Annotated in this window: 20 protein-coding genes; 11 read left to right on the forward strand and 9 right to left on the reverse strand. The window is 55.3% G+C overall.

The genetic code is table 11. The features are described 5' to 3' along the window. Positions 1-86: 86 nt before the first annotated feature. Positions 87-1,004 carry a UDP-3-O-acyl-N-acetylglucosamine deacetylase gene (lpxC, locus tag EDC52_RS06595; protein WP_131864691.1) on the forward strand — a complete coding sequence of 306 codons (918 nt, stop codon included), beginning with the start codon at positions 87-89 and terminating at the stop codon, positions 1,002-1,004. A 37-nt stretch (positions 1,005-1,041) separates the two neighbouring features. On the opposite strand, the gene EDC52_RS06600 is transcribed toward lpxC, so the two are convergent. Beyond that, entirely contained in the window at positions 1,042-1,563 is a 522-nt protein-coding gene (locus tag EDC52_RS06600; RefSeq protein ID WP_131864524.1) for a DUF721 domain-containing protein, read from the reverse strand. A 28-nt stretch (positions 1,564-1,591) separates the two neighbouring features. On the opposite strand from EDC52_RS06600, the gene secM reads away from it, so the two are divergent. The 3 genes from secM to mutT all read left to right on the forward strand — a co-directional run bounded on the left by secM (position 1,592) and on the right by mutT (position 5,454). Continuing rightward, a complete protein-coding gene (secM, locus tag EDC52_RS06605; RefSeq protein WP_230467967.1) occupies positions 1,592-2,125 on the forward strand; it encodes a secA translation cis-regulator SecM in 534 nt (177 codons plus the stop codon). A 78-nt stretch (positions 2,126-2,203) separates the two neighbouring features. Further along, positions 2,204-4,912, forward strand: coding sequence for a preprotein translocase subunit SecA (secA, locus tag EDC52_RS06610; protein ID WP_131864526.1), 2,709 nt, complete (start codon positions 2,204-2,206; stop codon positions 4,910-4,912). Between the two features lie 149 nt (positions 4,913-5,061). After that, positions 5,062-5,454: an 8-oxo-dGTP diphosphatase MutT gene (gene mutT, locus EDC52_RS06615; protein WP_131864527.1), complete on the forward strand. Its 393-nt coding sequence runs from the start codon at positions 5,062-5,064 to the stop codon at positions 5,452-5,454. A 170-nt stretch (positions 5,455-5,624) separates the two neighbouring features. Here the strand turns inward: mutT and yacG are convergent, their stop codons facing one another. Genes yacG through coaE form a run of 3 tightly spaced genes read right to left on the reverse strand, consistent with a single transcriptional unit; the run spans position 5,625 to position 7,214 of the window. After that, on the reverse strand, positions 5,625-5,822 hold the full coding sequence (gene yacG, locus EDC52_RS06620; protein WP_131864528.1) for a DNA gyrase inhibitor YacG: 198 nt from the start codon (positions 5,820-5,822) through the stop codon (positions 5,625-5,627). 11 nt (positions 5,823-5,833) lie between these two features. Next, a complete protein-coding gene (gene zapD / locus EDC52_RS06625) occupies positions 5,834-6,595 on the reverse strand; it encodes a cell division protein ZapD (RefSeq protein WP_131864529.1) in 762 nt (253 codons plus the stop codon). Positions 6,596-6,599: 4 nt separating this feature from the next. Further along, positions 6,600-7,214 (reverse strand): dephospho-CoA kinase, encoded by a 615-nt coding sequence (gene coaE / locus EDC52_RS06630; protein ID WP_131864530.1) that lies wholly within the window; start codon positions 7,212-7,214, stop codon positions 6,600-6,602. 298 nt (positions 7,215-7,512) lie between these two features. Here coaE and EDC52_RS06635 point away from each other — a divergent pair, with 298 nt between their 5' ends. Further along, positions 7,513-8,556 carry a GMP reductase gene (locus EDC52_RS06635; protein WP_131864531.1) on the forward strand — a complete coding sequence of 348 codons (1,044 nt, stop codon included), beginning with the start codon at positions 7,513-7,515 and terminating at the stop codon, positions 8,554-8,556. Positions 8,557-8,793: 237 nt separating this feature from the next. Here the strand turns inward: EDC52_RS06635 and hofC are convergent, their stop codons facing one another. The 4 genes from hofC to nadC all read right to left on the reverse strand — a co-directional run bounded on the left by hofC (position 8,794) and on the right by nadC (position 12,795). Continuing rightward, positions 8,794-10,002 carry a protein transport protein HofC gene (gene hofC / locus EDC52_RS06640; protein ID WP_131864532.1) on the reverse strand — a complete coding sequence of 403 codons (1,209 nt, stop codon included), beginning with the start codon at positions 10,000-10,002 and terminating at the stop codon, positions 8,794-8,796. Between the two features lie 9 nt (positions 10,003-10,011). Further along, positions 10,012-11,163, reverse strand: coding sequence for an ATPase, T2SS/T4P/T4SS family (locus tag EDC52_RS06645; protein WP_131864533.1), 1,152 nt, complete (start codon positions 11,161-11,163; stop codon positions 10,012-10,014). Then, the gene (gene ppdD, locus EDC52_RS06650) at positions 11,160-11,606 is read right to left on the reverse strand and encodes a prepilin peptidase-dependent pilin (RefSeq protein WP_131864534.1); all 447 of its coding nucleotides are present in this window, start codon (positions 11,604-11,606) and stop codon (positions 11,160-11,162) included. Before ppdD ends, EDC52_RS06645 begins: the two co-directional genes overlap by 4 nt. A gap of 298 nt (positions 11,607-11,904) precedes the next feature. Next, positions 11,905-12,795 carry a carboxylating nicotinate-nucleotide diphosphorylase gene (gene nadC, locus EDC52_RS06655; protein WP_131864535.1) on the reverse strand — a complete coding sequence of 297 codons (891 nt, stop codon included), beginning with the start codon at positions 12,793-12,795 and terminating at the stop codon, positions 11,905-11,907. Between the two features lie 92 nt (positions 12,796-12,887). Here nadC and ampD point away from each other — a divergent pair, with 92 nt between their 5' ends. Both ampD and ampE read left to right on the forward strand, forming a co-directional pair. After that, complete coding sequence (gene ampD / locus EDC52_RS06660) at positions 12,888-13,466, forward strand: 1,6-anhydro-N-acetylmuramyl-L-alanine amidase AmpD (protein ID WP_131864536.1); 579 nt, start codon at positions 12,888-12,890, stop codon at positions 13,464-13,466. Then, positions 13,463-14,317: a beta-lactamase regulator AmpE gene (gene ampE, locus EDC52_RS06665; protein WP_131864537.1), complete on the forward strand. Its 855-nt coding sequence runs from the start codon at positions 13,463-13,465 to the stop codon at positions 14,315-14,317. The genes ampD and ampE overlap by 4 nt, the downstream gene beginning before the upstream one ends. Before the next feature lie 114 nt (positions 14,318-14,431). On the opposite strand, the gene EDC52_RS06670 is transcribed toward ampE, so the two are convergent. Continuing rightward, positions 14,432-15,796, reverse strand: coding sequence for an amino acid permease (locus EDC52_RS06670; RefSeq protein WP_131864538.1), 1,365 nt, complete (start codon positions 15,794-15,796; stop codon positions 14,432-14,434). A 574-nt stretch (positions 15,797-16,370) separates the two neighbouring features. Here EDC52_RS06670 and pdhR point away from each other — a divergent pair. From pdhR to lpdA, 4 genes are all read left to right on the forward strand, one after another. Further along, positions 16,371-17,135 carry a pyruvate dehydrogenase complex transcriptional repressor PdhR gene (pdhR, locus tag EDC52_RS06675; RefSeq protein WP_131864539.1) on the forward strand — a complete coding sequence of 255 codons (765 nt, stop codon included), beginning with the start codon at positions 16,371-16,373 and terminating at the stop codon, positions 17,133-17,135. A 126-nt stretch (positions 17,136-17,261) separates the two neighbouring features. After that, the gene (gene aceE / locus EDC52_RS06680; RefSeq protein WP_131864540.1) at positions 17,262-19,928 is read left to right on the forward strand and encodes a pyruvate dehydrogenase (acetyl-transferring), homodimeric type; all 2,667 of its coding nucleotides are present in this window, start codon (positions 17,262-17,264) and stop codon (positions 19,926-19,928) included. A gap of 15 nt (positions 19,929-19,943) precedes the next feature. Continuing rightward, positions 19,944-21,866, forward strand: coding sequence for a pyruvate dehydrogenase complex dihydrolipoyllysine-residue acetyltransferase (aceF, locus tag EDC52_RS06685; protein WP_131864541.1), 1,923 nt, complete (start codon positions 19,944-19,946; stop codon positions 21,864-21,866). A 225-nt stretch (positions 21,867-22,091) separates the two neighbouring features. Continuing rightward, positions 22,092-23,519 carry a dihydrolipoyl dehydrogenase gene (gene lpdA / locus EDC52_RS06690; protein WP_131864692.1) on the forward strand — a complete coding sequence of 476 codons (1,428 nt, stop codon included), beginning with the start codon at positions 22,092-22,094 and terminating at the stop codon, positions 23,517-23,519. Positions 23,520-23,620: the final 101 nt, after the last annotated feature.

Raw genomic sequence — 23,620 nt, forward strand, 5'->3', positions numbered from 1 at the left:
ATCGCCGCTCTTTGTGCTAAACTATGCCGCTAGCCCTGCTGTATAATGCTGGGTAGGCGGTATGGATAACATTGCGAGATAAACTGATGATCAAACAGCGGACATTAAAACGTATTGTGCAGGCCACCGGCGTGGGTTTACACACCGGCAAAAAGGTCACACTGACACTGCGCCCTGCACCGGCAAACACCGGGGTCATCTATCGCCGTACGGATTTGACTCCCCCGGTGGATTTTCCGGCGGACGCCAAATCGGTACGGGACACCATGCTGGCGACCTGCCTGGTCAATGAGCATGATGTCCGTATCTCTACCGTTGAGCATCTCAACGCTGCTCTGGCGGGTTTGGGCATCGATAACATCGTCGTTGAAGTCAATGCGCCTGAAATTCCTATTATGGACGGCAGCGCCAGCCCCTTTATCTATCTGCTGATGGATGCCGGTATCGAAGAACTTAATAGCGCCAAGAAATTTCTGCGCCTTAAGGAAACGGTCCGGGTAGAGGATGGCGACAAATGGGCCGAGTTCAAACCTTATAACGGTTTTACGCTCGATTTTACCATTGACTTCAAACATCCTGCGATTGATGGAAGCTCGCAACGTTATTTCCTGAATTTTTCCGCCGAATCGTTCGTTAGGCAAATCAGCCGTGCCCGAACCTTTGGCTTCATGCGCGATATTGAGTATCTTCAATCTCGCGGCCTGTGCCTGGGCGGCAGTTTCGATTGCGCCATCGTTGTCGATGATTACCGGGTACTGAATGAAGACGGTCTGCGTTTCGAAGATGAATTTGTTCGCCATAAACTGCTGGACGCCATCGGCGACTTGTTTATGTGTGGCCATAACGTCATTGGCGCATTTACGGCGTATAAATCCGGCCATGCTCTGAACAATAAATTGTTACAGGCAGTGCTGGCACGTCAGGAAGCCTGGGAGCTGGTGACCTTCGAAGACGAGGCAGAAATGCCGCTGGCCTTCAAGGCGCCTTCGCTGGTTCTGGCCTGACAGGCGCGGAAATCTGCACAAAGAACTGCTTTAACTCTTAACGACGGGTGGGGTCGGCACTCTCTCCGGCCTGCTCCGCCAGTCGTTCCAGTATTTTTCTCAGTTTTTCCGGGCTTCTTGCCGCCAACTGACGAATCGCTACCGCGCTCTGGACCCCTAATTTACGACCTTCAATCTTCTCCACCTTGACCGTCTGGTGAGAACCGCCGCTATTTTGTCCGCTTGAATGGCCTTTTGTCGCCAAGGCCGGGTTAATCCTGATGTCGATTGATGACAATGATGGTAGAATCTGGGCACGTAATGCGGATAATAACCCTGATTGCTCATAGCGTAACCGCATCATCCAACTGGCGTTGGCGGTTTCAATAACCAATACGCCCTGGCGGAAATTAGCCACGCGGCACCAGGGTTTCATCGGTGCCGGTAATAGACCTGCCAAAGCGTTATTGAGTTTGAGCAGCGCCAACGCGCGTTGTTGAATCAGCTGCAGGGAAGCGTGTCCGGGTTTCGCGGCTTGGTCAAACAAACTTTCAATGGCGTGTGGACGACTGTCGCGCATAAAACTCCGGCGGAATGATTAAGGTATAATGGGTATTCTAAATCGTTGGCGACAATTTAGCAGACGTTATTTCTGGCCACATCTCCTGTTGGGGATGGTTGCGGCGAGTTTTGGCGTGCCTTATTTACCCAGCGGCGCTCAGGAACCGACCCCGCAGTCGAACACTTTCGCCAACCTCAGCCGGCATAATGTCATTGCCGCCAGCTTTGGTGACCTGTCGCGGCTGAGGGAAACGCCCCGCCGCACCGGCTATGGCGTTGATTACTGGCATCAGCACGCCATCCGTACCGTTATACGCCATCTCACCGTAACCTGGGTACCGGCGCCCGGTGGTTCCACATTTCATACCACGCTTGCCGAAAGCGCCGAACCACTCAACGCCCAGCATCAGGTATTAATCAGCACGCTTAACGCCCTGTTGACCCATGATGCCGTGCCGCTGGCGAGACCTTATCGCACACCTGTCGCCAGACCTGCCGCCCTTATCGATCATCGTAGCGTAATTCGCCTTGCCCAGGTACATGAAATCCGTGCCGGACCTCGCCACATAAGCCTATCGTAACGCAGTAGCCCCTTATTTTATTATTTTATATATTTGCCGACTGCGCCCGTGCGCGGCCGTGATGAGATTATAACTGACATGATATCTTCAATTCTGACCAAGATTTTCGGTAGTCGTAACGACAGAACGCTGCGACGCATGAGTAAACACGTTGATGCCATCAATCGGATGGAGCCTGAGGTGCAAAAGCTGTCTGATGACCAGCTGCGCGCCAAAACCGTCGAGTTTCGTGACCGCCTGGAGAAAGGCGAGACGGTAGACAGCCTGCTGCCAGAGGCTTTTGCCGTGGTACGCGAAGCCAGTAAGCGCGTATTCAATATGCGTCACTTTGACGTGCAGCTGCTGGGCGGCATGGTGCTGAACGATCGCTGTATCGCAGAAATGCGTACCGGTGAAGGTAAAACCCTGACCGCCACCCTGCCTGCTTACCTGAACGCCCTGAGCGGCAAAGGCGTGCATGTGGTAACCGTCAATGATTATCTGGCCCAGCGCGATGCCGAAAACAACCGCCCGCTGTTTGAATTCCTCGGACTGTCGGTCGGTATCAACCTGCCCGGTCTGCCGGCTCCGGCCAAGCGCGCCGCCTATGCCGCCGATATTACCTATGGCACCAACAATGAATACGGCTTCGATTACCTGCGCGACAACATGGCCTTCAGCCCTGAAGAACGCGTGCAGCGGAAACTCCATTACGCCTTAGTGGATGAGGTTGACTCCATCCTTATCGATGAAGCCCGTACACCGCTGATTATTTCCGGCCCGGCGGAAGACAGCTCCGAAATGTATATGCGGGTTGATAAACTTATTCCCCATCTTATCCGTCAGGACAAAGAGGATTCCGACTCCTTCCAGGGAGAAGGTCACTTCTCGGTGGATGAAAAATCACGTCAGGTCAACCTGACCGAACGCGGTCTGGTGCTGATCGAAGAGCTGCTGGTCCAGGCGGAGATCATGGATGAGGGCGAGTCGCTCTATTCGCCGGCCAACATCATGCTGATGCACCACGTGACAGCCGCCCTGCGCGCCCATGTGCTGTTTGCCCGCGACGTAGATTACATCGTTAAAGACGGCGAAGTGATTATTGTCGACGAACATACCGGCCGCACCATGCCGGGTCGTCGCTGGTCTGATGGCCTGCATCAGGCGGTCGAAGCCAAGGAAAATGTCGCTATCCAGAATGAAAACCAGACTCTGGCATCGATTACCTTCCAGAACTATTTCCGTCTGTATGACAAGCTGGCCGGGATGACCGGGACCGCCGATACCGAAGCCTTTGAGTTCAGCAGCATTTACAAGCTCGATACCATCGTTGTGCCGACCAACCGTCCGATGATCCGTAAAGATATGCCGGATCTGGTCTATATGACTGAAAAAGAGAAGATCGATGCGATCATCGAGGACATCAAGGCGTGCACCGAGCGGGGACAGCCGGTACTGGTCGGGACTATCTCGATCGAGAAATCAGAAGTGGTGTCCAATGAGCTGCAAAAAGCCGGTATCGACCATAAAGTGCTGAACGCCAAGTTCCATGCCATGGAAGCAGATATTGTCTCCCAGGCTGGCCAGCCTAAAGCCGTTACCATTGCCACCAACATGGCGGGTCGCGGTACCGATATCGTACTGGGCGGCAGTTGGCAGGCGGAGATTGCTGCCCTGGAAGAGCCGACCGAACAACAGATAGCCGATCTGAAAGCCGCCTGGCAGATTCGCCACGATGCGGTGCTGGCCTCCGGCGGCCTGCATATCATCGGCACCGAGCGACATGAATCACGCCGTATCGATAATCAGTTGCGTGGCCGTTCTGGTCGCCAGGGCGATGCCGGTTCATCGCGTTTCTATCTGTCGATGGAAGATGCGCTGATGCGTATTTTCGCCTCTGATCGGGTATCCGGCATGATGCGTAAATTGGGTATGAAACCAGGCGAAGCCATTGAGCACCCATGGGTGACCAAGGCTATTGCCAATGCCCAGCGCAAAGTGGAAAGCCGCAACTTCGATATCCGTAAGCAATTGCTGGAATATGATGATGTCGCCAACGATCAGCGCCGCGCCATATATACTCAGCGTAATGAATTACTCGATGTGGCTGACATCAGTGACACCGTCAAAAGTATCCGTGAAGACGTGCTAAAAACCATCCTGGACAACCATATTCCGCCGCAGTCGCTGGAAGAAATGTGGGACGTCCCCGGGCTGGAGCAGCGCTTGAAGGACGATTTCGACCTGACGATGCCGATAGCCGAATGGTTGGACCAAGAGCCTGGACTGCATGAAGAAACGCTGCGCGAGCGCGTACTGACCGTCGCCCTGGAGGAGTATCAGCGCAAGGAGGAAGTGGTCGGCAGCGACATGATGCGCAATTTCGAAAAAGGCGTCATGCTGCAAACGCTGGATTCTTTGTGGAAAGAGCATCTGGCGGCAATGGATTATCTGCGTCAGGGTATCCATCTGCGCGGTTACGCGCAGAAAGATCCGAAGCAGGAGTACAAGCGTGAGTCATTCGCCATGTTCGCCGCTATGCTGGAATCACTGAAATACGAAGTGATAAGCACCCTGAGTAAAGTACAGGTGCGCATGCCGGAAGAAGTGGAGGCCATGGAACGCGAACGTCGTGAAGAGGCAGAGCGCTTGGCGCAACAACAGCAGCTCAGCCATCAGGAACTGCCTGCCGAACCAGCCGCACCGCAGCAACTGGCCCCGGAAGGCCGCAAGGTAGGACGTAACGATCCCTGCCCGTGCGGATCCGGCAAGAAATACAAACAGTGTCACGGCAAGCTGCAACACTAAAACGCGGCCAGCTGCAGCATTGGCAAGCTGAGCACTAGCTGCGGCATTAAGCCACGGCCAGCTGCAGCACGGTCCGGTTTGCCGATCATCCTGATCGGCAGACGCCAGTATTTACCAACACGATAACCTGACAGGGAGAGGGGGAGGCAATGACATCACGTACCGTTGCGGTAGGGATCATACGTAACCCCCAGCATGAAATCTTCATCGCACAGCGTCCTGAAAAGGCGCATATGGGCGGCTTCTGGGAGTTTCCCGGCGGTAAAGTGGAAGACGGTGAAACGCCACTACAGGCGCTAACCCGTGAGCTGCATGAAGAGGCGGGCATTGACGTCGGGCAGGCCACGCTTTTATCTACCGGCCAGCACAACTTTGGCGATCGCCAGATGGCATTCTATTTTTATCTGGTCGAGCAGTGGAAAGGCGAACCCTGTGGCAATGAAGGACAGCCGGTACGCTGGTGCCCGCAGCAGGAGCTGGATCCTGAAGATTTCCCGCCGGTGAATGCCGCCATTATTCGTCAGTTGAAAGCCTCGACCTAAAGGCCGCTACTGTTATCCGTTAGCATGATGCAACGTAACGGAATTGGGTTAAACCTGAGAAGGTTCACAGTGGAGACAGCCAAGCCAGGCCTTTTTTACGGCCTGGCTTCCCGGTTAAATGCCAGCGTGCATTGCCGGTGCTGGCTTTCATGGCAATGCCGCCGTAGTACTCAATGCTGGATTTCACTCCAATCGTCACTGTCGGTCACCTGTTTATCGCTGGGAATGCGTTTTTCCTCGTCGGCCCATTCACCCAGATCAATCAGCTGGCAGCGTTTGCTGCAGAACGGCCGATAGGGGCTCTGCTGTCCCCAGACGACGGTGTTGCCACAGGTAGGGCATTCAACTTCAATTACTTCATCATTCATATTTTCATTTCCTAACAGCAGGCCAGTTCGAATGACAGGCGATTCGGTGGAACGCCTTTTTCACTGTCCAGAGACAGGAAACGAATGGCATAACGGGTTTTATGTCCTGAAACCTGGGGATAAAGCTGATGCTCCAGCGGGATGCGCATCCGCAGCAGTTCGCCCTCGTCGGCATTGTCCTGGAAAAAGCCATTCAGACTGATTTGCTGCTTGAACTGGCCAGAGTTACGCACCATGCCCAGCAATAAAATAAGGGTGTTGTGCAGCGGCAGCAAAGTCACCAGCCACTCGTTTTTCTGACTGTCCCGAGAAGATTGGGGCAGATGCAACCAGATATGCAATGAGGGCAAGTCAAAGCTGCAGCATCCTCCGGGTATCGAAAGCCGCTGGCGTACTGCCGCAATCAGCCGGTCTTCCCGCAGCGCCTGCCCAAGACGTGGAGCCGACATCAGTATGCTGGCGCATTGCTTGAGCTCGTCCCTGACTGTCAGGACGCGTTCGGTATCCACGCCGGGCACGCCTTCCCATTGGCGCATTTTTTGCTGTTGTCGCTCCAGTTCTTTGAGCATATCAGTGCGGATTTCCCCGCGCTCAAGCACATCCAGCAGATCAGAAAGGGTGCGAAAGAAAGGCAGCGTATTTGAAATAGTCGCCAGCGGCGGGCTGTCGAATATGTGTTGTAATAGAAATTCCAAACGGAGCCAGGTCCGCATTTTTTCATTAAGGGGATGCTCGAAAAGCACCGTGGTCGGGGTAGCGTCGACGTTACTCATTTTATCAATCCTGTCGGGTTGCTGATGCCGCACATGCCTGATAACAACGATGCAGGGCAGCCACGCGCTCGACGATATCGTCCGGGTTTCCATTATTATCAATAATATCGTCTGCAATGGCTAATCGCTGTTCTCGGGTCGCCTGGGCGGCAAGAATGCGGGTAATTTGCCGGCGGTCTACGCCATCACGCTTGAGGGTGCGATTTATCTGGGTTTCCACGTCCACATCAACCACCAATACACGGTTGGCTCGATGCTGCAGCTGATTTTCCACCAGCAGCGGCACCACCCAGAGCACATAGTCGCCGGTGGCTTCAGCAAATTGTTGCGCAGTATGTTGCTGAATCAGGGGATGGAGCAGCCCGTTAAGCCAGATTTTATCGTCTTCGGAGCTGAATATACGCTGGCGCAGCGCTCTGCGATCAAGTGCGCCATCCGCCTGTCGTACCTCTGCGCCAAAGCGCGCAATAATAGCCTTCAGCGCCGGGGTGCCCGGCTCGACTACCCGACGGGCAATGACATCGGCATCCACTATGGTGACGCCTAACCGGGCGAAAGCATCGGCAACGGTGCTCTTGCCGCTGCCGATACCGCCGGTCAATGCAACAATAAAATGCATATGGTCCACACTCCACCCTGATACAGCGACATTTCCAGGCGTGATATTCACTGTCGGTTCCGGCTTGCTATTGTCGGGCCTGGCACAGGCCTTACGGGCGATGATGCCTGCGGCAGCTCACGGGACTGCGGTGCACCGGAAGTTCGTCGGTAAATTTGTACGATTGTAGCGTAAAACAGTCGGCTTTCGCAGTCTTGCGATAAGAATAATCCGGTGTATGATACCGTCACTGGAATTGGCAATTATTTACCTTAGCCCCCTACATGCGATTTATCGCCATACACCAGGAATACTGCAGATGCGTATTGAAGAAGATCTCAAATTAGGCTTCAAAGATGTACTGATTCGCCCCAAGCGCTCTACCCTCAAGAGCCGCTCTGATGTTGAACTCCAGCGCGATTATACTTTCCATCACTCAGGTTGCTCATGGTCTGGCGTGCCGATCATCGCCGCCAATATGGATACCGTAGGCACTTTTCAGATGGCCCGGGTGCTGGCCTCCTTTGAGGTTCTTACCGCGGTTCACAAACATTATACTGTCGAGCAGTGGCGCAGCTTTATTGCCGAGAGTCCAGAATCGGTACTTCGCCATGTCATGGTCTCCAGCGGCACCTCGGATGCCGATTTCGACAAGCTCAAGCTTATCCTGGCGTTATCTTCTAAGCTTAAATTCATCTGTATCGACGTGGCCAACGGCTATTCCGAACATTTCGTGACGTTTGTGCAGAAGGCCCGTGAAGCCTTCCCTAATAACGTCATCTGTGCGGGTAACGTCGTTACCGGTGAGATGGTGGAAGAGCTTATTCTTTCTGGTGCGGACATCGTCAAGGTCGGCATCGGCCCGGGCTCGGTCTGTACCACTCGGGTTAAAACCGGCGTTGGTTACCCGCAATTGTCAGCGGTTATTGAATGTGCGGATGCAGCTCACGGCCTTGGCGGCCAGATCGTCAGCGATGGCGGCTGTTCGGTACCTGGCGATGTCGCCAAGGCGTTCGGCGGCGGAGCGGACTTTGTAATGCTCGGCGGCATGCTGGCCGGCCATGATGAATGCGAAGGCACCCTGGTCGAAGAGAATGGCGAAAAATTCATGCTGTTCTATGGTATGAGCTCTGAATCCGCCATGAACCGCCATGTCGGCGGTGTTGCGCAATACCGCGCGGCCGAAGGCAAGACGGTCAAGCTGCCGCTGCGCGGGCCGGTGGAAAATACCCTCCGGGATATCATGGGCGGCTTGCGCTCTGCCTGTACTTATGTGGGTGCATCCCGTCTTAAGGAACTGACCAAGCGGACCACCTTCATACGGGTGGCCGAGCAGGAAAACCGGGTATTTACCCAGCTTTAACGCTTGCTAAAGATAAGCAGGGAGCTCAGGCTTCTTGCTTACCTGCTTACCTGCTTACCTGCTTACCTGCTTACCTGCTTACCTGCTTACCTGCTTACCTGCTTACCTGCTTACCTGCTTACCTGCTTACCTGCTTACCTGCTTACCTGCTTACCTGCTTACCTGCTTACTTGCTTATCTGAGATCTTAATCTGAAATCTGCTTTTTCCTATCATGATGAGCCAGGGGATCCAGGGTTCAGAAATGGCCCATGACCTCTCCCAGATCCAGTAGCGGCAGGTAAAGAACGAACACCAGGCCGCATACCATACCGCCAACGATAAGCAACAGCAGCGGTTCGGCCCATTGCGTCAATGCTCTGGCCAGTTGCCGGGTGCGTTGCTCATGAAGACCGGCAAGTTGCCCGAAAATGTCGTCGAGTGTACCGGCATACTCGGCGGTTTTTATTAGCAGCCGGCACTGGGGCGGGAAGAGTTTGTGGTTCAACAGGGCTTGACTGAAAGCATGGCCATGACGGATATGGGTAATAAATTCGATAATGGCCAGATGATAGGCCTGATGGCTGGCGGTGGCTGCCGCCAGGGCCAGGCCGTTATCCAGGGTGATGCCCGCAGGATGTGTCATGGCAAGTGTCCTGAACAGCAGGTAGATATTATGGTGCCTGATGACCCGTCCGAGCATAGGCAGACGCAGCAGCAGCCTGCCTGTGACCTGTCGCCAGACAGGGTTTTGCCTTAATGTGCGCCGATAAACCATCGCCAGCAGCGACATCATTGCCAGCAAGAGCAGGCCATAGCGCTCCAGCACCTCAGCCAGCGTCAGCAGCGCCCGAGTCGGGCCCGGCAATACCGCTCCGGCACTTTGATAGAGGCGGGCAAACTCCGGCAGCACCAAGGTGAACATGCCCACCAGTACCAGGACAGCGGTGAAACAGACAAATAACGGATACCGCAGTGCCTGTATCACCTGCTGCTTCAACAGTTGCACGTTTCCCTCATTGTCGGCTAGCTGGCTGAAGCATTGATCCAGCCGGCCGGTCATTTCGCCCAGGGTTACCATCGGCGGCCAGGTTGCCGGAAATACCTGGGGAAACGCCGTCAGGGCGATTGAGAGCGACTGTCCCTGTTCAATGCGGGCCGCCAGGGATGCCAATACACAGCGCCAGCCGGCGCCAGGATGGTCTTCCGCCAGCAGATGCAGGCTATCACGTAAAGGCAATCCCGCGCCGAGCAGCGAGGCAAGCTGCAGAGATAATTCGATAAGTGCGGCCCGCTGCCAATAAGACGCCGGCAGATAACCTGACAGATGCACGCTGAATGGCTGTAGGCCTTCACGCACCAACAGCCGGCAGACTGCCTTCCGGCTAGTGCCGATGCGTTCGCCTTCGCAGGGTTCGCCTGTTTTTGAAAGCCCCCGCCATCGGAACAGCCATTGACTGTTTATCATGCTTAGCCATTATCCCAGCACACGCCACAGTTCACTGACGGTAGTTTCGCCTGCCGCCGCCAGGCTAAGACCCGCCTGCCACAGCCCATCAGCATCGGCGGCGGCAGGTTCCATTAGGGAATGGCGCGAATGTGATAATTCGCCAGGTGATTTATCGGACAGGCTGAACAGCCCGCAACGACCTTCGTAGCCGCCGTGGCATCGTCCACACCCCACCGCCTGCCAATAGTGAGGCAAGGCTGAGGGAGGGGAACGACTGCAGACGGCATTATGAGGTGCCGATTCAAGGCGACGGCAATGCGGGCATAAACGCCTGACCAGGCGCTGGGCCATCACCAGCCTGAGAACCGGCTCGATGCTGTCAGGGGAGAGGCCCAACTGGGATAACCGGGCCAGCGCTTCCCGTGGAGTGGCGCAGTGCAGGGTCGCCAGCACCAGATGAGCACTGCGCGCCGCATGGGCGGCAATGGCAGCGGTTTGGGCATCACGTATTTCTCCCACCATGATCACATCGGGATCCTGACGCAACAGGGCACGCAGCAACAGGGGGAAATCCAGCCTGGCTTTGAGATTTACCTGGCATTGGGTGATACCTGACAACGGGATTTCAACAGGGTCTTCCACGCTGCAGATATGCAGCGGCCTCTGGCGCAGATGAACCAGTGCCGCATACAGCGTCATGGTTTTGCCGCTGCCGGTCGGTCCGGTCAGCAGGATCATGCCCTGCGGAGCCTGCAAATGCTGCAGGAAGTTATTTAGCACGCTTTCAGTCATGCCCAACTGCCGCAGGGATAGGCCACTCTGCTCGCCGGGCAGCAGGCGCAGCGCTATCTTTTCTCCGCCGAGCGCGGGCAGGGTAGATAAACGAAAAGAACAGCCCGGCGCCGGGAGAGGGATAATAAATTGCCCGTCCTGGGGCAGGCGGCGTTCGGCAATATCCAACCGGGCCATGATTTTGAGCCGGACCGCCAGCATCGTTGCCAGGCCGGCCGGACAGGGGCGGCTTTGCTGCATCAGGCCATCTATGCGCATTCTCAGCCGGTATCCCTGGGAAGGGCAGGGATCCAGATGGATATCTGAGGCGCCCACCGCTATAGCCTGGCTGAGCATTTGATCGATAAATTCTTCTGCTGTAAGGTGATCATCACGCGTGGCAATCATTGCTGGTCTCCGGTTTCATCCGAATGAAATACCGACCGGCACGGTCCGGACAGATGCTCCTGCTGATCTTCGGTCCGACACTGCCTGGCCCACCTCAGGCCCTGCGCCTGCATCACCGGCGTCATTACTACCGTCAGGCCCTGAAGCGAAAGCTGGCCGGATAGGCTAATTACCCCCTGCTGCACCGAACTGGCACTGACATAACGCGACGTCATGACTGCTGGAATGCCATGCCGGCCCGACCGGCATTGATCCAGGCTTCCCTGCTGCAGAGCGCAAAGTTCGACAGCAGAGCGATAAGGCGCCGATAACTGCAGCATATCGATGAGCGCGGCATGAATGATATAACGCTGATAGCCCGGCAGGGCAATTGCGCCGAGCGTGGCGATGATGGCGATAACAACCATCAGCTCCACCAGAGTAAAACCCGCTTGTCTGTTCATGAGAGGAAAGCACCAGGATGACCGTGAGAGCTATCCTGGCGACTGCTCGGACTGTTGACCAGCATGGACCTGTGGGAGTGGAATCAGCGCGGCAGATAAGATAATGGGCTTACATGATTGCAATCCCTTCATACATATCCCGCCAAGAAACTCCGTCGATGGACGCCCGGCAAACTGCAATAGCGCCCCGGCCAAACTTCGGACTGGCTGGGCAGCAAAACCTGTCGGCAACACCCTTGCCCGCCGGTGCTCTCTCAGGCACCGCGCATCGAAAGATTTATTGCGCGCCTGTGCCCTTTCAGTCAAAGCGCATCGAAAGATCCATCGCCCGCACATGTTTGGTCAGCGCACCGACTGAAATATAATCCACCCCGGTGAGGGCGAATTCACGCAGCGTTTCAAACGTCACATTGCCTGACACTTCCAGCAGGGCGCGCTGGCCGGTGGCCGCCACCGCCCGCCGCATGTCGGCCAGGGAGAAGTTGTCCAGCATGACGATATCAGCGCCGGCGTCCAGCGCCTGTCTCAGTTCATCGAGGCTTTCCACCTCTACCTCTACCGGTACGTCGGGACGCAGGCTGATTGCATTGGCCACCGCCGCGGCAATCGAGCCGGCGGCCATAATATGGTTTTCCTTGATAAGAAAAGCGTCAGCCAGGCCCAGGCGGTGATTACTGCCGCCGCCGCACAGCACCGCATATTTCAGCGCGGTGCGAAGGCCAGGCAGTGTTTTACGGGTATCCAGCAGCTGGGTGCCGGTACCTGCCAGCTCGCCGACATACCGTTTGACCTCGGTCGCCACCCCAGACAGTGTCTGAACAAAGTTGAGCGCCGTTCTTTCGCCGGTCAGCAGGATATGGGCCGGACCGGAAAGGTGGCAGAGGGGCTGGTTGACCCTGACGACGTCGCCATCGCTCACCTGCCAGTCAATGCACACATTGCCGCCAAGCTGATGGAATACTTCGATAAGCCAACGCTGACCGCAAAACACACCGTTTTCCCGAGTAATGATGGTGGCGGTCGCCTGTCGCTCCCTAGGCAGCAAACGGGCGGTAATATCCCCATCGGCATCAGCCTCTCCGCCCAGATCTTCACGCAGGGCCAGCGTAACGGATAATGGAATATCTTGATCGATCCGGGCCAGCAATTGGGCCCGGCGAAGGTCGGCATCGTATCGGCGAGTTGCCATAAAAAACTCCGAAAATAGCGGATAAAGGTCACTGGCAAACATGCTACCCTGTTGCCGGGATAAGTACCACTGCCGGACCGGAGAGGTGAAGTATGCATTTGGAAAATGGCTGGATTTCAGGGGCTAAGCGTGTTCCATCACCCCATTGCGACGACCGTCCAGACAATGAACAGCCCAGCGTGCTGGTGGTGCATAATATCAGCTTGCCGCCGGGTCGATTTGGCGGGCCCTATATCGACCAACTGTTTACCGGCACCCTGGAAAAGGAGGCAGATCCCTATTTCACCGGTATTGCCCATCTGCGTGTGTCGGCCCATTGCCTTATCCGCCGCGACGGTGAAATAGTGCAGTATGTCCCTTTTGACCGCCGGGCCTGGCATGCCGGCATCTCCTGCTATCAGGGCCGGGAGCGATGCAATGATTTTTCTATCGGTATCGAGCTTGAGGGCACCGATGAATTGCCCTACTGCGAGGCTCAATATCGTCAGTTGGCGGACGTCACGCAGCTCATCATGCGTTCCTATCCGGTCACGCCAGATCGTATCACCGGTCACAGCGATATTGCGCCGGAGCGCAAGACCGATCCCGGCCGCGCATTTCTGTGGCATCATTACCGCCAACTGCTTGGAACCTCCATCGATGCTCATTATGGGGAGAGGGACTTGACATGACGCTGTTTACATTGCTTGTGGTATTGGCCTGGGAGCGCCTGTTTAAAACCGGCGATCGCTGGCAGCTGGACCACATACTGGCACGGTTGTTTACCCGCCTGCGCCAGACTTCCCTGATACAAACCCTACTGATTAGCATTTGCTGGATGCTGCTGGTGGGCGTGAGCCTGCGCCTGGCGTCCGGCTGGTTGTTCGGCATTCCCCTGCTGGCGCTGTGGCTGGTGGTTTGCACGCTGTGTATCGGCGCAGGTGGCATCCGCAGCCACTATCGGGCGTATCTGATGGCTGCCGGCCGCGGCGACAGTCACGCCACCGAAGCGATGAGCGAGGAGCTGGCGCTGATTCACGGTCTGCCGGTGGATTATGATAAAGAGCAGCGGCTGCGCGAACTGCAGAATGCCCTACTGTGGATCAATTTCCGTTTTTACCTGGCGCCGCTGTTCTGGCTGGTCGTGGGGGGGCCATATGGTCCAGCGCTGCTGGCCGGCTATGGATTCCTGCGCGCGTGGCAGACCTGGCTTGCCAGGCATTCGACCCCGCTGAAACGTTCACAGTCTGGAATTGATGCTCTGCTGCACTGGCTGGACTGGATTCCGGTGCGTCTGGCCGGCGTGGCCTATGCCCTGCTGGGGCACGGCGAAAGAGCGCTGCCGGCCTGGTTTGCCTCTCTGGCCGATATACACAGCGGCCAATATGGCGTGCTGACCCGACTGGCCCAGTTTTCGCTGGCGCGGGAGCCGCACCTGGATGACGTCCAGACGCCGCGGGCTGCGGTAGCGCTTGCCAAAAAAATTACCCTGGTGATTGTGGTGGTGGTGGCATTGCTGACTATATACGGCACGCTGGTTTAGCAAGGCGGCATGAACAGGCACCGCTGTAACAGTAGGCAGGGCAATGTGAGTCATGACCCAGACGCCCGCTGTAACAGGTAGCGCTGGGTTATGAGTCAGGGGTTATGCAGGCAGTCAGTTAACTGTAGACTGGGTTTTACGCTTGAAGGCAAAGCCTATCCCCAGCACGATCAACCAGACCGGGATCAGGTAAACCGAAATATCCATGCCGGGCGTTTTGGCCATTACCACCAGGATGCCGGCCATAAACGCCAGACAAAGATAGTTGCCGAACGGATACCACAGCGCGCCAAATTTGGTGGTAATGCCTTGGCGCGTCATGGAGCGGCGGAATTTCAGGTGTGCCAGGCTTATCATGCCCCAGTTGATCACCAGTGCAGATACCACCAGTGACATCAGCAGTCCAAACGCCTTGCCCGGCATCAGATAGTTGATCAGCACACACAGAGCGGTAGCGAGCGCTGAAACGCCTATGGCCAGTACCGGTACGCCGCGGCTGTCGACTTTCATCAATGATTTAGGGCCGTTGCCCTGACTTGCCAGACCGTAAAGCATGCGGCTGTTGCTGAAGACGCAGCTGTTGTAGACCGACAGGGCCGCCGTCAGTACCACAATATTGAGCACTGTCGCCACAATGTTGCTGTTAAGGGCATGGAATATCAGTACAAATGGGCTGCCGCCTTCAACCACTTTACCCCAAGGATAAAGAGAAAGCAGCACGGTAAGAGAACCGATATAGAAAATCAAGATACGGTAGATGACCTGGTTAGTGGCTTTAGGAATGCTTTGCTCAGGGTTGTCCGCTTCGGCAGCGGTGATACCTACCAGCTCAAGGCCGCCAAACGAGAACATGATCACCGCCATCGCCATGACCAGCCCGCCGATGCCTTTTGCAAAGAAGCCACCGTTGTTCCACAGATTACTGACCGAGGCTTCCGGTCCGCCGCTGCCGCTGAGCAGCAGCCAGCCGCCAAACAGGATCATGGCGATTATTGCCACCACTTTGATAATGGCAAACCAGAACTCCATTTCGCCATACACCTTGACGTTTGCCAGGTTGATGACATTGATCAGCACGAAGAATACCGCTGCCGAGACCCAGGTAGGCAGATCGGGCCACCAGTACTGCATGTAGATCCCCACCGCCGACAGCTCAGCCATGGCGACCAGGACGTACAGTACCCAATAATTCCAGCCCGAAGCAAAGCCGGCAAAATTGCCCCAGTATTTATAGGCAAAATGGCTGAATGAGCCGGCAACGGGTTCTTCCACCACCATCTCACCCAGCTGGCGCATGATAAGAAAAGCGATAAAACCGCCAATGGCATAGCCCAGGATAACCGCCGGACCGGCCATTTGGATCGTTTGGGCAATACCCAGAAACAGCCCGGTACCAATTGCGCCGCCTAAAGCAATAAGCTGAATATGCCGGTTTTTCAGGCCGCGCTTCAGCGTCTGTGAGCGCTGTTTCCCATCCATTTAAAAATCCTCTGTTATTGGGACAAGATGGCCGTTCACAGCACTAACTGCCATGTGTAAGCCAGTAGATACGAATTTTGTAAGTTTTTTTTTACGGCAGCCGATAATGAATAATCTTTCCAGTGAGTGTCACTGGCACAAGAATAGTGTTATGGAAAAAAGTTTGCACCTGATTTATGCCTCCGGACGGGATAAAATATTGAGGGAATGATCGAGCGCATTAATTTCCCGCGACGAGGCAGATGAGCGTCTCCGGGCGGGACGGCAAGAAGAAATTAATTGAATGAATATTCAATTAATTGAATGAATATTCACTTTAATAACAGGCTAATCGGTTCAGCTTGCGTCTAAACGTTTCAACTACGTTAAATTCTCTGCAGGCAGGCAATGGGCGGTTATGCTGAGTATTTGTCCTCATGCAGCATATGTGTCGTGCATATGCTTGAATGTGCAGCTTTTGATGATTTAGGTCAATGCCAATATGGACATAAGGTGAATACTTTGTTACTTTAGCGGCACGTTTATTAAATTGGTATTACCAATTGACTCCGCGCTTTTGCTGAGAAGACTATAAATGGCCTATAGTAAAATCCGACAGCCAAAATTATCGGATGTCATCGAGCAGCAATTGGAATATCTGATCCTTGAAGGGACGTTGCGCCCCGGCGAAAAACTGCCTCCCGAGCGCGAACTGGCAAAGCAGTTTGATGTCTCGCGTCCTTCCTTAAGAGAAGCTATTCAGCGTCTGGAAGCGAAGGGTCTCCTTTCGCGCCGTCAGGGCGGCGGAACATATGTGCAAAACAACCTGTGGCAGAGCTTCAGCGATCCGTTGGCTGAATTATTGGCCGAACATCCTGAGTCACAATACGATTTGCTGGAAACGCGACACGCGCTGGAAGGTATCGCCGCCTACTACGCCGCATTGCGTGGCACTGAGGAAGATCTCAACCGTATCCGCGAATGCCACGAGGCCATTGAGCAGGCGCAGGCCAGCGGCGATCTTGATGTCGAAGCCGATGCCGTCATGCAGTATCAAATTGCCGTAACCGAAGCCGCCCATAATGCGGTTTTATTGCATTTGGTCCGCTGTATGGGGCCGATGCTCGAGAACAACGTCCGACAGAACTTTGAATTGCTTTACTCGCGCCGTGAAATGCTGGCGCAGGTAAGCAGCCATCGCGCCGGGATTTTTGCGGCGATTGTTGCACGCGAACCCGAAACGGCCCGCGAAGCATCACACCGCCATCTGGCGTTTATTGAGGAAATCTTGCTGGACCTTGGTCGGGAACATAGCCGGCGTGAACGTTCACTACGCCGACTCCAGCAACGCAAGGATTGAGCGCCTGATTTGAGGCACTAAACGCGGCAACGAAAGCTATGGGCCTGTCTTCGTGTGTTTTTTTCAAGAGCACAGGAAGACAGGCTCCAATTAAACCAATATTAGAGATAGATAAGGAACACCACCATGTCAGAACGTTTATACAATGACGTGGATCCGATCGAAACACGCGACTGGCTACAGGCGATCGAATCGGTTATCCGTGAAGAAGGTATTGAGCGCGCGCAGTTCCTGATTGATCAGGTGCTTGACGGTGCCCGCAAAGGCGGAGTCAGCATTGCCGCCGGCGCTGCAGGACGTAACTACATCAACACTATTCCGGTGGAAGACGAGCCTGAATATCCTGGTAATCTGGAACTTGAGCGCCGTATTCGTTCAGCCATTCGCTGGAATGCCGTCATGACCGTATTGCGTGCTTCCAAGAAAGACCTGGACCTGGGCGGCCATATGGCATCCTTCCAATCTTCCGCAACGGTTTATGAAGTGTGCTTCAACCATTTCTTCCGCGCCCGTAACGACCAGGACGGCGGCGATCTGGTGTATTTCCAGGGTCATATCTCTCCAGGCGTTTATGCCCGCGCTTTCCTTGAAGGCCGCCTGACTGAAGATCAGATGAATAATTTCCGTCAGGAAGTGCACGGCAAGGGCCTGTCTTCTTACCCGCACCCGAAATTGATGCCTGAGTTCTGGCAGTTCCCGACCGTATCCATGGGTCTGGGCCCGATCAGCGCCATTTACCAGGCTAAGTTCCTCAAGTATCTGAACCACCGTGGCCTGAAAAACACCACTGCCCAGACTGTTTACGCGTTCCTTGGCGACGGTGAAATGGACGAGCCGGAATCCAAGGGCGCCATCACCATCGCTACCCGTGAGAAGCTGGACAACCTGGTATTCATCATCAACTGTAACCTGCAGCGTCTTGATGGCCCGGTGACCGGCAACGGCAAAATTATCAACGAACTGGAAGGTATTTTCAGCGGCGCCGGTTGGGAAGTACTGAAAGTCATCTGGGGTGGACGTTGGGACGAACTACTGCGTAAAGATACCGGCGGCAAGCTTATCCAACTGATGAACGAAACCGTCGACGGCGATTACCAGACTTTCAAATCGAAGAGCGGCGCCTATGTGCGTGAACACTTCTTCGGTAAATATCCGGAAACCGCTGCGCTGGTTAAAGATCTCAGCGATGACGACATCTGGGCGCTGAACCGTGGCGGCCACGATCCGAAGAAAGTCTTCGCCGCGCTGGATAAAGCCCGTAAGACGACTGGCAAGCCGGTGGTCATCCTGGCCCACACTATCAAAGGTTATGGCATGGGTGTGACCGCGGAAGGCATGAACATCGCCCACCAGGTCAAGAAAATGAACATGGATGGCGTGCGCTACTTCCGTGATCGTTTCAATCTGAACACCATCACCGACGACACCATTGAAAAACTGCCGTACATCACCTTTGAAGAAGGTTCTGAAGAGTACAAGTACCTGCATGAACGCCGCCAGGCGCTGCACGGCTACCTGCCGACTCGTCTGAAGAACTTCACCAAACCGCTTGAGCTGCCGGCGCTGGAAGATTTCCGTTCGCTGCTGGAAGAGCAGAAGAAAGAAATCTCCACCACCATCGCTTTCGTCCGCGTTCTGAACGTGATGCTGAAGAACCCGTCCATCAAGGATCGCCTGGTGCCGATCATCGCCGATGAGGCGCGTACTTTCGGTATGGAAGGTCTGTTCCGTCAGATCGGTATCTACAGCCCGAACGGCCAGCAGTATACGCCGCAGGACCGTGAGCAGGTTGCTTACTACCGTGAAGACGAGAAAGGCCAGATTCTGCAGGAAGGCATCAACGAACTGGGCGCCGCCTCTTCCTGGCTGGCAGCGGCTACGTCATACAGTACCAATGACCTGCCGATGATCCCGTTCTATATCTATTATTCAATGTTCGGCTTCCAGCGTATCGGCGATTTGTGCTGGGCGGCGGGCGATCAGCAGGCGCGCGGCTTCCTCATCGGCGGCACCTCCGGTCGTACCACCCTGAACGGCGAAGGCCTGCAGCATGAAGACGGCCACAGCCACATTCAGTCGCTGACTATCCCGAACTGTATCTCCTACGATCCGGCTTATGCGTATGAAGTCGCGGTTATCATGCATGATGGCCTGGTACGTATGTACGGCGAAGCGCAGGAAAACGTGTATTACTACCTGACCACGCTGAACGAAAACTACCATATGCCTGCCATGCCTGAAGGCGCGGAAGAGGGTATCCGTAAGGGTATCTACAAGCTTGAAACCATCGAAGGCAGCAAAGGCAAGGTACAGCTGCTGGGTTCCGGCGCCATCCTGCGTCATGTACGTGAAGCCGCTGACATCCTGGCTAAAGACTACGGTATCGGTTCTGACGTCTACAGCGTGACCTCGTTCACTGAACTTGCCCGCGATGGCCAGGATTGTGAGCGCTGGAACATGCTGCATCCGAGCGAAACCCCGCGCGTGCCTTATGTCGCGCAGGTGCTGAACGATGCGCCGGCCGTTGCGTCCACCGACTACATGAAACTGTTCGCCGAGCAAATCCGCAGCTTCGTCCCGGCCAGCGATTTCCGTGTACTGGGTACCGATGGTTTCGGCCGCTCCGACAGCCGCGAAAACCTGCGTCATCATTTCGAAGTAGACGCAGCCTACGTGGTCGTGGCAGCGCTGGGTGAACTGGCTAAACGTGGCGATATCGGTACTGACGTGGTAGCCAAGGCTATTACCAAGTTCGGCATCGATGCTGACAAAGTAAACCCACGTTTGGCATAAGAGGTTAAAAAATCAATGGCTATTGAAATTAACGTACCGGATATCGGTGCAGATGAAGTTGAAGTCACCGAAGTGCTGGTCAAGGTCGGTGATAAAGTTGAAGCCGAGCAATCGCTGATTACCGTTGAAGGCGATAAAGCCTCGATGGAAGTTCCCTCGCCGCAGGCGGGGGTTATCAAAGAGATCAAAGTTGCGGTCGGCGATAAAGTCGAAACCGGCAAATTGATCATGATCTTTGATGATGCCGAAGGCGCTTCAACTGCCGCCCCGGCCAAAGAAGAAGCCAAAAGCGACGCCAAGGCCGAAGAAAAACCCGCCGCCGGCGGTGTGAGCGAAAGCAAAGAAGTCAACGTACCGGATATCGGCAGCGACGAAGTCGAAGTGACCGAAGTGCTGGTCAAGGTCGGCGACCAGGTTGAAGCCGAACAATCGCTGATTACCGTTGAAGGCGATAAAGCGTCAATGGAAGTCCCGGCGCCGTTTGCCGGTACGGTGAAAGAAATCAAAATCAGCACCGGCGACAAAGTCAGCACCGGTTCGCTTATCATGGTATTTGAAGTGGCAGGCAGCGGTGCAACCGCTGCGCCGGCGGGCGACAGCAAGCCAGCGGCCGAATCTGCTGCCCAGCCTGCCCAGGCTGGCGGCAGCAAAGAAGTCAACGTACCGGATATCGGCGGTGATGAAGTCGAAGTAACCGAAGTGATGGTCAAGGTCGGCGACAAGATCGACGCCGAGCAGTCACTGATTACTGTTGAAGGCGACAAGGCTTCAATGGAAGTGCCGGCACCGTTTGCCGGTACCGTGAAAGAAATCAAAATCAGCACCGGCGACAAAGTCAGCACCGGCTCGCTTATCATGGTGTTTGAAGTTGAAGGCGCCGCTCCGGCCGCCGCCGCTCCGGCTAAAGATGAGAAAACCGAGTCCTCTGCCGCCGTTGCGCCGGCACCGGCTTCCAGCGCCAATAAAAACGCCGCTGCCGCCACCGGTAAAACTGAGTTTGCCGAAAACGATGCCTACGTGCATGCGACCCCGGTTATCCGTCGCCTGGCCCGCGAGTTTGGCGTCAACCTTGCCAAAGTGAAGGGCACCGGACGTAAAGGCCGTATCCTGCGCGAAGATATCCAGGCCTACGTTAAAGATGCCGTCAAACGTGCTGAAGCGGCTCCGGCCGGCGCAGCTACCGGCGGTTCGTTGCCTGGCCTGCTGCCATGGCCAAAAGTGGACTTCAGCAAATTCGGCCAGACCGAAGAAGTCGAACTGGGCCGTATCCAGAAAATTTCCGGTGCCAACCTGCATCGCAACTGGGTGATGATCCCCCACGTCACCCAATGGGATGACGCGGATATCACCGAAGTTGAAGCTTTCCGCAAGCAGCAGAACGTGGAAGCCGAGAAGAAAAAACTGGACGTGAAGATCACCCCGCTGGTGTTCATCATGAAAGCCGTTGCCAAGGCGCTGGAAGAACTGCCTCGCTTCAATAGCTCCCTGTCTGAAGATGGACAGAAACTGACGCTGAAAAAATACATCAATATTGGTGTAGCGGTTGATACGCCTAACGGCCTGGTCGTTCCGGTATTCCGCGATGTGAACAAGAAAGGCATCTTCGAGCTTTCACGTGAACTGGCCGAAATCTCCAAAAAGGCGCGCGTAGGTAAATTGACCTCGTCTGATATGCAGGGCGGGTGCTTTACCATTTCCAGCCTGGGTGGCATCGGCGGAACAGCGTTTACCCCTATCGTTAACGCCCCTGAAGTGGCTATCCTTGGCGTGTCCAAGTCAGCCATGAAACCGGTGTGGAACGGCAAGGAGTTTACGCCGCGTCTGATGCTGCCGCTGTCGCTGTCCTATGACCATCGCGTCATTGACGGTGCAGACGGTGCACGCTTTATTACCTTCATCAACAACGTAATGTCCGACATTCGTCGCCTGGTGATGTAAGCCCGGGGCCGGCCGTCTGGCCGGCCTCATTGTTTCGCGTGACGCTGCCGCAAAGCGTAGCGGCACGGCAATCAGAACATGCGTCTTATCAACGAGCTTTGCAGTTTGTTAACATTTCTGTAAACTATCTGCGATGGATGCGGCCCGGTGGATACAGCGCGTTATGCACTTAACACGCCAGAAAATTGACGTCTGACCCGCCGGACAAACAACTAAGAGGTCATGATGAGTAACGAAATTAAAGCTCAGGTCGTGGTACTTGGGGCGGGCCCGGGGGGATACTCTGCGGCCTTCCGTTGCGCGGATTTAGGTCTTGAAACCGTGCTGGTCGAACGTTATGCCACTCTCGGCGGCGTTTGCCTGAATGTTGGATGTATCCCTTCCAAAGCCCTGCTGCACGTTGCCAAGGTGATTGAAGAAGCCAAGGCATTGGGCGAGCACGGTATCGTTTTCGGCGAACCGAAAACCGATATCAACAAGGTGCGTACCTGGAAAGAGAAAGTCGTCAATCAGCTGACCGGCGGTCTGGCCGGCATGGCGAAAGCGCGCAAAGTCACCGTGGTTAATGGCCTGGGCAAGTTTACCGGCGCCAACACCCTGTCGGTTGAAGGTGAACAGGGTACGACCACCATCAACTTCGACAATGCCATCATCGCTGCCGGATCACGTCCGATTCAGCTGCCGTTCATACCTCATGATGACCCGCGCGTATGGGATTCCACCGACGCGTTGGAACTGACTACCGTACCGGAACGTCTGCTGGTCATGGGGGGCGGTATCATCGGCCTGGAAATGGCGACGGTTTATCACGCTCTGGGCTCTAAAATCGAAGTGGTCGAAATGTTCGATCAGGTTATCCCGGCGGCGGATAAAGATATCGTCAAGGTCTTCACCAAGCGTATCAGCAAGCAGTTCGAATTGATGCTGGAAACCAAGGTCACAGCGGTAGAAGCCAAAGAAGACGGCATCTACGTGACCATGGAAGGCAAGAAAGCGCCTGCCGAACCGCAGCGCTATGACGCAGTGCTGGTGGCCATCGGTCGTGTGCCTAACGGTAAATCGCTGGATGCCGGTAAAGCCGGTGTAGAAGTTGACGATCGCGGCTTTATCCGCGTCGACAAGCAAATGCGCACCAACGTGCCGCATATCTACGCCATCGGCGATATCGTCGGTCAGCCGATGCTGGCGCATAAAGGGGTGCATGAAGGCCACGTTGCGGCTGAAGTCATCTCCGGCAAGAAACATTACTTCGATCCGAAGGTTATTCCGTCCATCGCCTACACTGAGCCGGAAGTTGCCTGGGTTGGCCTGACTGAAAAAGAAGCAAAAGAAAAAGGCATCAGCTATGAAGTGGCCACCTTCCCGTGGGCAGCCTCAGGCCGTGCTATCGCTTCTGACTGCCAGGATGGCATGACCAAGCTGATTTTCGATAAAGAATCCCATCGCGTCATCGGCGGCGCCGTAGTCGGTGTCAACGGCGGCGAGCTGCTGGGTGAAATCGGCCTGGCTATCGAAATGGGCTGTGATGCTGAAGACATCGCGCTGACCATCCACGCCCACCCGACCCTGCATGAGTCGGTCGGCCTGGCGGCGGAAGTGTTTGAAGGCAGCATTACCGACCTGCCGAACCCGAAAGCCAAGAAGAGAAAGTAATTCCCGTTGCCGGCGCTACTCTGCCGGTGCGGTTGGCAGGCGCTAGCCGGAGCCTGTCCGCACATTGTCGTCGCTTCGGCGGCGACAATTGTTTCCTTGCT

Origin of the sequence: Biostraticola tofi (assembly GCF_004343195.1) — a bacterium.
Lineage (GTDB): Bacteria > Pseudomonadota > Gammaproteobacteria > Enterobacterales > Enterobacteriaceae > Biostraticola > Biostraticola tofi.